Source organism: Chelatococcus sp. KU-N122 (assembly GCF_055391085.1).
Map to the genome: position 1 here is coordinate 4,951,243 of NZ_AP043981.1, position 12,276 is coordinate 4,963,518.

The 12,276-nt window shown below is 67.8% G+C and carries 12 protein-coding genes, 1 tRNA gene and 1 pseudogene; 7 read left to right on the top strand and 7 right to left on the bottom strand.

Annotated features, from left to right (window positions below; genetic code table 11):
• Positions 1-105: 105 nt before the first annotated feature.
• Entirely contained in the window at positions 106-606 is a 501-nt protein-coding gene (locus ACZ5PO_RS22340; protein ID WP_464183992.1) for a MarR family winged helix-turn-helix transcriptional regulator, read from the bottom strand.
• A gap of 140 nt (positions 607-746) precedes the next feature.
• Here ACZ5PO_RS22340 and ACZ5PO_RS22345 point away from each other — a divergent pair, with 140 nt between their 5' ends.
• The 5 genes from ACZ5PO_RS22345 to ACZ5PO_RS22365 all read left to right on the top strand — a co-directional run bounded on the left by ACZ5PO_RS22345 (position 747) and on the right by ACZ5PO_RS22365 (position 4,050).
• Complete coding sequence (locus ACZ5PO_RS22345; protein ID WP_464183994.1) at positions 747-1,163, top strand: organic hydroperoxide resistance protein; 417 nt, start codon at positions 747-749, stop codon at positions 1,161-1,163.
• 101 nt (positions 1,164-1,264) lie between these two features.
• Positions 1,265-2,113, top strand: coding sequence for an SDR family NAD(P)-dependent oxidoreductase (locus ACZ5PO_RS22350; RefSeq protein WP_464183995.1), 849 nt, complete (start codon positions 1,265-1,267; stop codon positions 2,111-2,113).
• Between the two features lie 298 nt (positions 2,114-2,411).
• On the top strand, positions 2,412-2,663 hold the full coding sequence (locus ACZ5PO_RS22355) for a hypothetical protein (protein WP_464183996.1): 252 nt from the start codon (positions 2,412-2,414) through the stop codon (positions 2,661-2,663).
• Between the two features lie 35 nt (positions 2,664-2,698).
• Positions 2,699-3,346, top strand: coding sequence for a hypothetical protein (locus ACZ5PO_RS22360; protein ID WP_464183997.1), 648 nt, complete (start codon positions 2,699-2,701; stop codon positions 3,344-3,346).
• A 77-nt stretch (positions 3,347-3,423) separates the two neighbouring features.
• Positions 3,424-4,050: a hypothetical protein gene (locus ACZ5PO_RS22365; protein WP_464183999.1), complete on the top strand. Its 627-nt coding sequence runs from the start codon at positions 3,424-3,426 to the stop codon at positions 4,048-4,050.
• A 163-nt stretch (positions 4,051-4,213) separates the two neighbouring features.
• On the opposite strand, the gene ACZ5PO_RS22370 is transcribed toward ACZ5PO_RS22365, so the two are convergent.
• A complete protein-coding gene (locus ACZ5PO_RS22370) occupies positions 4,214-4,858 on the bottom strand; it encodes a DedA family protein (RefSeq protein ID WP_464184001.1) in 645 nt (214 codons plus the stop codon).
• Positions 4,859-4,864: 6 nt separating this feature from the next.
• The gene (locus tag ACZ5PO_RS22375) at positions 4,865-5,455 is read right to left on the bottom strand and encodes a class I SAM-dependent methyltransferase (RefSeq protein ID WP_464184002.1); all 591 of its coding nucleotides are present in this window, start codon (positions 5,453-5,455) and stop codon (positions 4,865-4,867) included.
• A gap of 313 nt (positions 5,456-5,768) precedes the next feature.
• Between ACZ5PO_RS22375 and ACZ5PO_RS22380 the strand changes: the two genes are divergently transcribed.
• Both ACZ5PO_RS22380 and ACZ5PO_RS22385 read left to right on the top strand, forming a co-directional pair.
• Positions 5,769-6,449, top strand: a complete 681-nt coding sequence (locus ACZ5PO_RS22380; protein ID WP_464184004.1) for a response regulator transcription factor — start codon at positions 5,769-5,771, stop codon at positions 6,447-6,449.
• Positions 6,446-7,804, top strand: coding sequence for a sensor histidine kinase (locus ACZ5PO_RS22385; RefSeq protein ID WP_464184005.1), 1,359 nt, complete (start codon positions 6,446-6,448; stop codon positions 7,802-7,804). The genes ACZ5PO_RS22380 and ACZ5PO_RS22385 overlap by 4 nt, the downstream gene beginning before the upstream one ends.
• Before the next feature lie 173 nt (positions 7,805-7,977).
• Here the strand turns inward: ACZ5PO_RS22385 and ACZ5PO_RS22390 are convergent.
• From ACZ5PO_RS22390 to selA, 4 genes and pseudogenes are all read right to left on the bottom strand, one after another.
• A tRNA-Sec gene (locus ACZ5PO_RS22390) sits at positions 7,978-8,073 on the bottom strand.
• A gap of 120 nt (positions 8,074-8,193) precedes the next feature.
• A pseudogene (selB, locus tag ACZ5PO_RS22395) lies at positions 8,194-10,026 on the bottom strand (selenocysteine-specific translation elongation factor); the annotation flags it as partial.
• On the bottom strand, positions 10,023-10,850 hold the full coding sequence (locus ACZ5PO_RS22400; RefSeq protein WP_464184006.1) for a tetratricopeptide repeat protein: 828 nt from the start codon (positions 10,848-10,850) through the stop codon (positions 10,023-10,025). The pseudogene selB and the gene ACZ5PO_RS22400, both read right to left, overlap by 4 nt.
• Positions 10,837-12,276, bottom strand: a complete 1,440-nt coding sequence (gene selA, locus ACZ5PO_RS22405) for an L-seryl-tRNA(Sec) selenium transferase (RefSeq protein ID WP_464184008.1) — start codon at positions 12,274-12,276, stop codon at positions 10,837-10,839. Before selA ends, ACZ5PO_RS22400 begins: the two co-directional genes overlap by 14 nt.

The following is a 12,276-nucleotide window of genomic DNA, read 5'->3' on the forward strand; positions in this document are numbered from 1 at the left end:
CTCGAGGTAAAAACGTCGAGCGGGATGATGTGAAGCAACATCATCCCGTTCTATGTCGTTCTCTAAGCATGATCTTGTCCAAAAACCGGCCTCCACTTTTTGGGATCATGCTCTAGGCGCCACCGATCCCTGGGCCTGGGCGGCCTTGGCGAGGTTGTCGCGCAGCGTGGCCACGGCCTGCTGGATCTTGGGGAATTCCTCGAGCGTCAGGCCGGTTGCCTCGACCAGGTTCATCTCCAGGCGCCGTTCACGCAGGCGTCGGCCGGCCTCGGTCAGGCTGACGAGGACCTGCCGTTCGTCCGCCGGATCGCGACGCCGGCGCAGATAGCCCGCGGCCTCCAGCTTCTTGAGCATCGGCGTCAGCGTGTTCGATTCCAGGAACAGCTTGGCGCCGAGGCTGCCGACGGTCTGATCGTCCGCCTCCCACAGCGCGACGAGGGTGATATACTGCGTGTAGGTGAGCCCGAACTCGTCCAGGATCGGCTTGTACGCCCTGCCATAGGCCAGGTTGGCGGAATAGATCGCAAAGCAGAGGAAGTCGGCGAGCTTGGGGTTCGCAAGCTTGGCGTTCGCAAGTTTGGCGTTCGACGGTTCGGCGTGGCTCATCCGTGGCCTCCGGAGCGGGTGATCGAGATCTCGTGATGGATATAGATCGTATGCGATGAAATCGGAAGGTTGACATTCCATCGCGCCCCAGCGATATAAATCGTATCCGATTAAATCGGATACGAAATTGGAGCGGACCCATGACCCAACTCGACAAAGTGCTGTACACCGCCCAGACCCATACGACCGGCGGCCGGGACGGTGCGTCCCGCAGCTCCGACGGCCGGCTGGAGGTGAGGCTGACCCCGCCTGGCGCGCCCGGCAACGGCACCAACCCCGAGCAGCTCTTCGCGGCCGGCTGGTCCGCCTGCTTCATCGGCGCCATGCGGCACGTGGCCGGCAAGATGAAGGTGGCGCTGCCGGCGGATCTCGCGGTCGACACGGAGGTGGATCTGGGGCCCGCCGGTGAGGCGTTCGGGATTCAGGCGCGCCTCAACGTCAGCCTGCCGGGTCTCGACCGCGACACCGCGCGGGCGGTGGTCGATGCCGCCGACCAGGTGTGCCCGTACTCCAACGCGACGCGCGGCAACATCCCGGTGGCCATCAACCTGGTGTGAGTCGCATCGCGGAACGGCCGGGGCTTGCCGCCGCTCCGCCGGAATGCTCCAGTTCGCGACGGCGCGGGTCCTATCCGCGCCGCCGCGCCGGGAGCAGGCCCATGAGATCCGTCGTCGTCACCGGCGCCTCCACCGGCATCGGCTGGGGGTGCGTGAAGGTCCTCACCGCAAGCGGCTTTCACGTCTTCGGCAGCGTGCGTAAGGCCGCGGACGCCGAGCGGCTGGCCAGCGAGTTCGGCGCGAGTTTTACGCCGCTCGTCTTCGACGTCACGGACGAGGCGGCCGTAGCGGCCGGCGCCGCGCAGGTGGACGCCGCCCTCGGCGGCGAGACCTTGGCGGGGCTCGTCAACAACGCCGGCATCGCCGTGCCCGGGCCGCTGCTCTACCTCCCCATCGATGATTTCCGGCAGCAGCTGGCGGTCAACGTCACCGGGCAGCTGATCGTGACGCAGCGCTTCACGCCGCTGCTCGGGGCCGACCGGACACGGCGAGGGGCGCCCGGGCGGATCGTCATGATCTCGTCCGTCGGGGGCAAGAACGCAGCACCCTTCGTCGGCGCCTACAGTGCCTCCAAGTTCGCGATCGAGGGTCTGTCCGAGGCCTTGCGCCGGGAGCTGATGCTGTTCGGCATCGACGTGGTGATCATCGGGCCGGGCGCCGTGGCGACGCCGATCTGGGACAAGGCCGATGCGGCGGCCGACGCGTCGCCCTTCGACGGCACGCCCTACGCCCCCGCCATCGCCAAGATGCGCGGCTACATGATCGCGCAAGGCCGGCACGGGCTGCCGCCGGAGCGCATCGGCGAGGCGGTGAAGACCGCGCTCACCGCCGCCAAGCCGCGCACACGCTACGCCATCACCCCGACGCCGTTCCAGAACTGGCTGATCACCGCGCTGCCGAAGCGCATGGCGGACGGTATTTTCGCGCGGCGGCTGGGGCTGAGGGGGTAGCGGGCTGATTGTCTCGTCGGTCTAGATTTGCCTGTTGAATGTTCTTGTTTTGTTCTAGCCTCTTACGTACAGCGGAGTGCTCGAGGCTCTCAATCGCGCAAGTGATGCCGCCAGTGCTGGCAGTCATCTCGGGGCTGCCGGTGGCGCTGCCGGGCGGCACTTGTCCAGCCGCCTGCCGTCTGGTCCTGGTGGATGGACGACTCAGGGATTTCGGGATGGAACGAAGCAGGGTCTCGGTGAAGGCTTTGCACGAGTCCGAACCTGGGCGCGTGGAGACCACGTCGGGCCTGGTGGGCGGGTGAAGGTGCGCGGGGGAGAGACACGCCCGGACCATCGCAGCTTTCGTGGCTCGCAGGAACGTGACATCGTCGAGGCCAAGTTCGGCCCTGACGCGCAGCTCAGTAAGAGGCAGACGGCGGCCTATAGCGAGCTGCCAAACTACCGCGTCGATCACACTTTGCCACAGGATGTTGGGGCAATCGTCGGCTTTCCCAGCAGCGTAACCGGCTATCAATTCGCTCTTAAAGACGACAGCGACAGGCGCAAGTAGTTATTGATCGCCTACAGTGAATCGAAATCACCAAGTTGTATTCGCAAATTTATCTGGTGGTACTTATCATGGGAATGGCTTGCTCGTGGGTCGCCGTGAAGGGCGCAGATAAGCGGGTGCTTCTCGATGAGCTCAGGTTCATCGAGTCAGGCGCCATAGTCGATCCGGCGGCTCGAGATTCAGCGTTCTCGTGCTCCGAGATCGGTGGTTGGGTGATCGTATTCAGCCACTATCTTGACTGGGCCAGTCGTCAACTGGTGCGCGATCTGTCGCGTTTTGGTCTCAGCGTCGGCTGCCGGTTCGAAGACAAGGTGGAGATGCTGAGCACTGCCTATGCCGCCCAGGATGGCGAGGAGTTGTGGTGTGTGTTCCATCTCAACGAGCCAAGACCCCGTCGGTCGGAGGGTCGGCCGAGAACATATCGTCTGGACGTCAGCGGTGAACCGCCTTCCGAGTTCGAGGCCATTCGTGATCGCTGTTTCAAGGAGCAGGGCGACGCCGACAGGGACGGATGGAGTACGGATTATATTCACAGCATTCCGATCGAACTGGCCGCATCCGTGTGTGGCTTCGACGTCGAGCAGAACGAGGCCTTGTTCCAAGCTCTGGACGAGATCGGCGAATCAAGGATGCAGGACAAGGTTAGCTGGGTCAAACGTCTGCTGGCGAAGATATTCGCTTAGTTCTCACGTCGCTGATCTTGGCGTATCGTCTAGCCGACGAACTGGTCGGTATGCGCGCTGCTGTGGGAGGCGTGGCCATGGGATTGATGTGCTCCTGGATCGCGGTGCGCGGCGCCGCCAAGAGCGAACTGCTCGAGGCGCTGGCGCTGGTCGAGACCGGTGAGCAGGTCGAGCCCTGGAGCGGCGTTTCGCGGATGTCGTGCATGGAGCGTGCAGGCTGGGTCATCGTGTTCGCCAACGACCTCGAATGGGCCGACCGCCAGCGCGTGCTCGATCTATCCCGGTTCGGCTTCACCCTTGGCTGCCAGTTCGAGGACAAGGTCGCGATGATGAGCGTGGCCTGCGCGGCCGAGCATGGCCGAGAGCTCTGGCGCGTGTATCACATCAACGAGCCAAAGGCCTGCCGGCTGGAGGTGACCGGTGATCCTCCTCCCGAATTCCAGGCGATCCGCGATCGGCTCGTCAGGGAGCAGGACGCGGCCGGCGATTCCGGCGCCGACTGCATGTACGAGCTTCCCCTCGAGCTCGCCAGAGCGGTTTGCGGCTACCGTGCCGATGAGGATGAGGCTGACACGCTTTTTCAAGCGTTGAGGCGCGTGGGGGAGAAGGTCTACAGCGATGACGATTTGCCGAAAGACGAAGACAGCATCGGTTGGCTTCGAAGGCTTTTCGTACGCTTCCTCGAGCCTTGGTCACGCCTGTAGGGCGTTTTCAGCCGTGGTTTGAGACGCGCCTCTCCGAACGGGGTATTTGTTTCGACTTTGCGCTCGCCGATTATTTCAATTTGCGTCTTCAGCTGCGTTGCCCGGCCGATGGGCGGCCTATGCGACGAAGCAAGAGCACGCATCGGATCGTCAAGGGCGTTGGTCACAGCTTGCCCCCACCTTGAAAAGGCAAACCCCGTCTGTGTAGCGATGTCCGTCTTGGTCGGAAGCGCACGGCGAGGAAGATCGCGCACTCAGTGGCGACCAGGCCTGCGACAACCGAGAAGCCGACCACGGCTGGATCGTAGCCGCTGTGGCGCAGACCGTATCCAAGACTGAGCAAGGGAAGGTTCCACGCTAGGCAGCCGAGTGACGTCGCGATCAGAAACGCCGGCAGCCGAAGCCTGAGCACGCCGGCAGGAAGCGCGAGGTAGATCCGGACGGTCGGAATGATCTGACCGATCAGCGTCACCCAGAAATGGTTGCGCCGATAGGCATGCGCCAACCGCCCATAGAGGGCCGGACTGACCAGCATGTAGCCGCCGTAGCGGGCGATCCAGCTCTCAACCCGTTGGGGGCCGACGATCCGACCGAAGCCATACCAAAGCAGAGCACCGGAGGCCGATCCGGCTGTGGTTGCCCCCGCCGTCGCGGCAAGCGCTTCTATGTCCGAGACGGCCGTCATGCCGAGAAACAGGAGCAGGACGTAGGATGGCAGGATCGGAACGAGCTTCTCGACCAGCGCAAGGCAGCCGATGCCGACAAGACCGAGGCTCAGCAGTGTTGCAATCGGGCTCGATACCTCCATGTGCCGTCAAGCCCGCGCGAGCTTGGGTGTTTTGCGCCTGGCGATGCGGTAGACCGTCGCCGGCGGGATATTGCGCAGCGTCGAGCCGACGCATGTGGCTTTGAGGCCGAGGCGATCGAGGATCGCTTTAGCAATGGGACAACGCGGACCGTAGGTGATCTGATAGAACCCGCCAGCAGGGCGCAGATAGCCGAAAGCGCCGGTGAGAATGGCGATGACCTTTCGCGGCGGCATCGAAAGCACCGGAAGGCCACTGACGACCGCGCCGACGATCGCTGTCTGAAACAGCGAGGCTTCGCGCAAGCGCGCCGCATCCATCCAGCGCACGCGCGCGTCCGGAAATCGCAGCTCAAGCAGCCGCGCGAAATCGGAACCGGACTCGACGAGCGTCAAATCCCGTTCCGCTACACCCCGTTCGAGGAGCGCGTAGGTGAAGACACCCGTGCCGGGACCGAGCTCGATGACGGGACCGGTTTCCGTCGAAATCTCCCGTGTGATCAGGTCGGCAAGGGCGGCTCCGGACGGCGTGATCGAAGCGACGCGCAATGGGTTGTTGACCCAGGCACGAAAGAAGGAAAAAGCATCAGACGCCTGCATGTCGACCGTCCGAGGTTTTGACGTGTTCAGGTGTGTCGAGGCCACATCTTGGTAAGAGCATTGAAAGAGATTCCTGCTGGGACCCGGTCTTCGACGACAAACAGATCGAATTCGTCGCCGAAGGGGCCACTTTGATTCGAAGCCCTTCGCTTTGATCTCACAGCCGGATTGAGCCTGCCTGTCATGCCGACGTTTTGCGGTGTCGGGGCCGCATCGGCGCCGGTGTTCTGGTTCGCTGCATGGTATTCCTTGCAAGGCTGTTGCAATGGAAAGCCGATAGACAGGCTGAGTTGGCGAAGCGGGAGGCTCCGTCTTGCGGATACTGTTGGTGGAGGATGAGCCGGCCATGGCTTCGGCTCTGCGCGCTGCGCTGACACGCCAGGACATGGTGGTCGATCATCTGTCGAGCCGATCCGAGGCCGAGGCGGTGCTGACCGCATGCAACGGCGTGTATGACGCGGTGCTGCTCGATCGCCAGTTGCCGGATGGCGACGGTCTGACGCTCCTCCCGAAGCTGCGCTCCGGCGGCAATGCCGTGCCGGTGCTGGTGTTGACGGCGCTCGGCGATATGGTCGATCGCGTCATTGGCCTGGATCGCGGGGCCGATGATTATCTCTGCAAGCCGTTTGCGTTCGAGGAGCTCCTGGCTCGCCTCCGCGCCCTGCTGCGGCGGTCTCCCGGCGTGCAATCCGATATCGTGCGCATCGGTTGTCTCTCGTTCGATTTTGCGCATCGCGAGGCGCGTGTTGCCGGGCAGATCCTCCTGATGCCGCGCCGCGAACTGCTCGTGCTCGAAGCTCTGGTCCGCCGGATGGGACGCATGGTGCTGCGTACCTCGCTCATGGAGGCCGTCTTCGGCCTGGATGACGAGATCCAGTCCAACGCCTTGGACACCCATGTCTCTCGGCTGCGTCGCAAACTGGCGGACGCTACAGCAGGTGCGACGATCGACGGCATCCGCGGCGTCGGTTACCTCATCCGCGAGACACTTTGAGGGCGCGCCGTCCGCACTCGTTGAGGCGCCGACTCGTCGGGCGGCTCATGGCTTTCCAGGCAGCGGCGGTGATACTGATCGTCGCGGCGCTCTTCGCCTCGGGCGTGCTGTTCGACTTCAGGTCGGTCGAGAGCACCATCGAAATTCTGCGCGAAGCGGTGGCGCGTGACGCCGATGGCGAGCTGTCGTTGCGGCCAACGCCCGCTGTCGCGCGGATGCGGGCGGATGTCCCCGATCTCTGGTTCGTCATCAAGGACAGGTCTGGACACCGGCTGTCCGAAGGCGCCGTCCCGCCTGAATATCTCCGGCTCGGTGACGCGCTCGATCATATCGGGCAGGCGAGGCTCGGCTGGAACATCTGGGACCCGCCTCGCCCTACCGCCCGCATGAGGTGGGTCGGCAGTGCCGCCGGAGACGTGCAGATTCTCACAGGTCCGGAATCCCGCACATCGCCTTATCTGGTGATGCTGGGGATCGCCCTGGTCCTCTTGAAGGAGGTTCTCCCCGTCCTCGTCGTGATGGCGGTGGCGGCACTTGTCGTAACCCCACTGGTGGTGCGCGGGGCACTGGCAGGCCTGGACCGTGCTGCAACGCAGGCTGAATGCATTGAGATCGACCAGCGTGGCGTCCGGCTGCCGCTCGACGACGTGCCGATCGAGGTCGCGCCCCTGGTCAAAGCCGTCAACGCTGCCCTGGGCCGCCTCGACATGGGCTATGAGCGCCACAAGCGCTTCCTGGCCGCCGCCGCCCATGAACTGCGGACGCCCATCGCCATTCTCGGCACGCGGGTCGCATCGCTCCAGCCGGGGCCGGAAAAGGCCCATCTCCTCGAGGACGCCGCCCGCCTGTCAACCCTGACGGAACAACTTCTCGATCTCGAGCGATTTGAGCAACGGACCGTCCAATTCATGCCTGTCGATCTTGTTGCGATCGGCCGGCGGGTGGTGATCGATCTCGCCGCTCTGGCTTTCGCGGCCGGCTATCAAATGTCTTTCGATCCGGAGGGGGAGGTGATCACGGTACTTGGCGACCGCATGTCGATCGAGAGGGCTTTGACCAATCTGGTCCAGAATGCGATCGAACATGGCGGCCGGACAGGAACGATTGCCGTCCGTGTTGCCCAGGCGTCCTTTATCGAGGTCACGGATCAGGGACACGGTATTCCGCCTGAGGAGCGGGACCGGATCTTCGAGCCATTTCACAGGCTTCACCTGCAGAGCCAAGGCGTAGGCCTTGGCCTCAATCTCGTGCAGGAGATCATGCGCCTGCACGGCGGCCAGGTCGCCGCGCTTGATGCGCCCTCGGGTGGAGCGCGCCTGAGGCTGGCCTTCCCGCAGATGCAGCTCGCGGGCTGAACACCGGTTTCCCGGGGGCAATCGGAAACGACAGGTGTTGGCATGCCGCGCCTTCGACGATCTCGCGGCTGTCGTGGATGCTGATCTGGCATGCCGACGTGGTGAAGGCGGGTTGCCCCAAGCGCGTAAATCTCGTCGCGCCAATCCGATCATCGTGGGCCGTCCGAATGAGCTGGCGAAGGAGAATGGGAGTCGAACCCACCAGAGACCGGCGCGCGGCCCCTCCCGGATTTGAAGTCCGGACGCCCCACCAGGGACGCTTCTCCTCCAGCCGTGGCCGGCGCCTCATCGTCGCCCACGGGGCGGAAGAGGTCCAGCCGGTGCACGTTGACGCGGCGCAGGTCGCCCCGCCGCAGGGTCACCCCGTGGCGGTCGAAGAACTCCAGGATCTGGATCGCCACCTTGCGGCCGCTGTCGACCTGGTCGCGGAACTGCGCCGCGGTGAAGCCGCCCGGCGGTGCGGCTGCGCCCAGCCGGCACAGGATGTCGACCATCTCGGCCACGGTCTCGCGCAGGAAGAAGTGGTCGTGCGCCACCTCGTCGATCTGCCCCATGCGGCCCACGCGCTTCAGCAGCCGGCGCACGTCCGGCTCGCCCATGCCGATGAGCCCGGCGATGTCGCGCACCCGTGGCGGCCGGAAGCGGGCGGCGCCGGCGAGGTGCGGGCGGATCGCGTCCCACGCCGCCGCGTCCGCCGGCGTCAGGTGCACCTCGTGGCCGGCGAGGCGCACCCAGGCGCCGTCGAGCGCGACGTCGCCCGTCCGCGCCAGGCCGCGCAGCACCGCGGCGAAGGCGGGCGCCGGCAGCAGCGGCTCCGATTGCAGGCGCAGCCGTTCCAGCCCGATACCGGGAAGGTCCGGGTTGTCGCGATGGAAGGCCGCGAGCGTGCCGCGCAGCCCGCCGGTCAGCGCCTCCCAGTCGCTACCGGCGAGGGCGAAGTGGCGGCCGCCGGTGGCGATGCGGATGATCCCGGGCCGCGCCACGGCGCCGTCGACCTGCGCTTCGCTCAGCGCCCGGTCGCGGCCGAAGCCGTCGAGCTCGACCACCCGTGGCGCCACTGCGAGCAGAGCGGCGAGCGAGGCGTCGGGTGCGCCGATCGCCAGGGCGGCGAGCTGGGCGAGGCGCTGCGGCGTGCGGCGCTTGCGCGCCGGCGCCCGCAGGTCCAGCAGCCGGCCGCCGCCGATGGTTCGTTGCGCCGAGGTGTCGCGCAGGACGTAGCGGTCGCCGACGGCGGTGGCGATCGGCCGCTCCAGCACCAGCTGGACGAAGGCTTCGCCACCGGGCGGGATCGGCCCGTCGCCGAGCGGCACGACGCGGGCGCCGACCTCGACGGCGGCCGTGTGCAGGCGGGCAGGGAACCACTGGCCGATCGGCTTGGGCTCGCTCGCCAGCACCCTAAGCGAGGCGTCGATGCGGGCCGCGGGCGCGTGCAGGGCAGGATCGAGCACCACGTCGCCGCGGGCAAAGGCATCGCGGGTGACGCGCTCGCCGGCGAGGTTGAGGGCGCAGCGCTCGCCGGCGCGGCCGTGCTCGGCCGGCCGGTTCTGCGCATGGATGGAGCGCACCCGCACCGGCAGGCCGGCCGGGCTGACGACCAGTTGGTCGCCGACCGACACCGAGCCCGAGAGCACGGTGCCGGTGACGATGGTGCCGGTGCCGTGCAGGGTGAACGAGCGGTCGATCGCGAGGCGGAAGCGCCCGGCCGCGTCCCGTCCGGCGAAGGTGGCCGCCTCCCGGGCGAGCCTGTCGCCGAGCGCCGCGATGCCCTCGCCGGTGACGGTCGAGACGGGCACGATGTCGGCGGCGGCGAGGGCGCCGTCGGCGAGCGCCGCGCGGATCTCCGCCACGACCGCCTCGCGCCGTTCGGGCGCGGCGAGATCGGCCTTGGTCAACGCCACCACGCCGCGCGTGACGCCGAGGAGCTCGACGATGGCGAGGTGCTCGCGCGTCTGCGGCATGACTCCGTCATCGGCGGCCACCACGAGCAGCACGTAGTCGATGCCGGTGGCGCCGGCGAGCATGGTGCGCACGAAGCGCTCGTGGCCGGGCACGTCGACGAAGCCAAGCACCTCGCCATCCGGCGTCGGTCGGTAGGCGAACCCGAGCTCGATGGAGATGCCGCGGGCCTTCTCCTCCTTCAGCCGGTCGGTGTCGACGCCCGTCAGCGCGCGCACCAGCGCCGTCTTGCCGTGGTCGATGTGGCCGGCGGTGCCGACGATCATGGCGGCGCCTCCGGCAAGGGGAGGCGGGCGAGCCGCTCGGCTTCGGCGATGCCCGCGGGATCGAGCGCGGCGCGGGCCGGGCCGAGGAAACCGCTCGCCAGCGCGCTGCCGCCGGCCGCGCCTCGCGTCAACCACGCCAAGGCCGCCAGGGGATCGCGCGGGACGCCGGCGCCCAGGTGATAGGCCGCGCCGAGCATGGATTGCGCGTCGGGCTCGCCGCGCTCGGCCGCCTTGTGCCACCAGCGCGCGGCTTCCACCGGGTCGCGAGCCGCACCGAGCGCGTCGTGATAGAGCATGCCGAGCCGCGTCATGGCCTGGGCGACGCCCTGCTCGGCCGCGAGATGCGCCCAGTGCAGCGCCTCGACGGGATCGAACGTGATGCCGCCCTCCTCGACGAGCATCCAGCTCAGCATGTCCTGCGCGGCGGCGTCCCCCTGTTCGGCCGCGGCGCGGTAGAGGGCGGCCGCCCGGCCGTCGTCCTGCGCGACGCCGTCGCCGCGGAAGTAAAGGGCCGCGAGGTTGCGCTGGCCGACGGCATCGCCGGCATCCGCCGCAAGGCCGAGCCAGCGCGCCGCGAGCGCCGGGTCGCGGTCGACGCCCAGGCCCTCGGCAAAGCAGGCGCCGACGTTGCTTTGCGCCCGGGCCACGCCGGCCTGCGCGAGCGGGCCCCAGATCGCCAGGGCGGCGGCATGATCGCCGTGCTCCGCCGCGGTCAACGCGGCCGCCATCTGCTCGGCGACGGGTGGCGCCGGTTGGGAAGCCGGTTCCGCCGGATGTGGCGCCGCTGGGCGGTTCGAGCGGATGAGGCGGTCAAGCCATCGCATTGCCCGCCTCCAGATCAAGCGCGCCGAGCACACCAACGAAGCCCGCCTCATCTTCCAGGCAGCGCAAGTCGAGCAGCAGCGCGCCGTCGGCGATGCGTCCGATCACCGGCACGGGTAGGCGCCGCAGCGCGCCGGCGAGGTCCGCCAGCGCGCCGCCGCCCCCGTTGCCGACGGGCTTCAGGGCAAGAGCGGCGCTCGGCAGGGTCTCGAGCGGCAGCGCGCCGGAGCCGATCTCGCTGGCGCAGGCGCGGACCTCGACGGCGATGGCGCTGCCGCAGACAGCGGCCACCGTGGGCGCCAGCCGGCGGGCCTGCGCCTCGATGGCGTCCGCCCTACGCGCCAGCAGGCGCAGGGTCGGCAGGCGCTCGGCCAGCCGTGCGGGATCGCGGTAGAGCCGCAGCGTCGCCGCCAGCGCTGCCAGCCGGATCTTGTCGACCCTGAGCGCCCGCTTTATCGGGTTGCGGTTGATCACGCCGAGAAGGTCGCGGCGGCCGACGATGAACCCGGCCTGTGGGCCGCCGAGCAGCTTGTCGCCGGAGAAGGTGACGAGGTCGGCGCCGTCGGCCACCGCCTCGCGCACGGTTGGCTCGTGGGCGAGGCCGACGTCGGCAAGGTCGACAAGCGTGCCGGAGCCGAGATCATGGACGAGCGGCACCCGGTGCTCGCGTGCGAGCGCGGCGAGGTCGCGCGCCGAAACCGCGGCCGTGAAGCCGGTGATGCGGTAGTTGGAGGTGTGGACCTTGAGGATCAGCCCGCTCTCCGGCCCCAGCGCCGCCGCGTAGTCCCTGAGATGCGTGCGGTTGGTGGTGCCGACCTCGTCGAGCACCGTCCCGGCGCGGGCCATGATGTCGGGCATGCGGAAGGCGCCGCCGATCTCGATCAGCTCGCCGCGCGACACGATGGACCGGCGCCCCTGGCCGAGGCTGTTGAGCACCAGCAGCACCGCCGCGGCATTGTTGTTGACGACGGTGGCGTCCTCCGCGCCGGTGAGCTCGCACAGCAGCCTCCGCAGATGGTCGTCGCGCTCGCCGCGCTTGCCGGAGGCGAGGTCGAACTCGAGCGATACGGCGTTGCGCATCGCCTCGACGGCCGCCTCGATTGCGGCCTCGGCGAGCAAGGCGCGGCCGAGGTTTGTGTGCAGCACCGTCCCCGTCAGATTGAACACCGGCCGTTGGGTGGAGCGCGTGTCCGCCGCGAGCGCGGCGGCCGCCAATGCTGCTACGGCGGCGGCATCCGGTGCGGGGCCGCCGGCGCGCACCGTCTGGCGCGCCGCATCGAGGGCCACCCTGACGGCGGCGGTGGTCTGGACGTGGCCGTGCGCGGCAAGCGCTGCCCGCGCGGCCGGGGCGTTCAGCACCCGGTCGACGGAGGGCAGATCGCGCAGGCGGTCGGCGGGCGAGCGGGACCGGGCCGGATCGCCAGCCAT

Bases quoted from the DNA above. Each gene is read 5' to 3' on its own strand.
- ACZ5PO_RS22340 (WP_464183992.1), bottom strand. From the start codon at position 606: ATGAGCCACGCCGAACCGTCGAACGCCAAACTTGCGAACGCCAAGCTT.
- ACZ5PO_RS22345 (WP_464183994.1), top strand. From the start codon at position 747: ATGACCCAACTCGACAAAGTGCTGTACACCGCCCAGACCCATACGACC.
- ACZ5PO_RS22350 (WP_464183995.1), top strand. From the start codon at position 1,265: ATGAGATCCGTCGTCGTCACCGGCGCCTCCACCGGCATCGGCTGGGGG.
- ACZ5PO_RS22365 (WP_464183999.1), top strand. From the start codon at position 3,424: ATGGGATTGATGTGCTCCTGGATCGCGGTGCGCGGCGCCGCCAAGAGC.
- ACZ5PO_RS22370 (WP_464184001.1), bottom strand. From the start codon at position 4,858: ATGGAGGTATCGAGCCCGATTGCAACACTGCTGAGCCTCGGTCTTGTC.
- ACZ5PO_RS22375 (WP_464184002.1), bottom strand. From the start codon at position 5,455: ATGCAGGCGTCTGATGCTTTTTCCTTCTTTCGTGCCTGGGTCAACAAC.
- ACZ5PO_RS22400 (WP_464184006.1), bottom strand. From the start codon at position 10,850: ATGCGATGGCTTGACCGCCTCATCCGCTCGAACCGCCCAGCGGCGCCA.
- selA (WP_464184008.1), bottom strand. From the start codon at position 12,276: ATGGCTGGCGATCCGGCCCGGTCCCGCTCGCCCGCCGACCGCCTGCGC.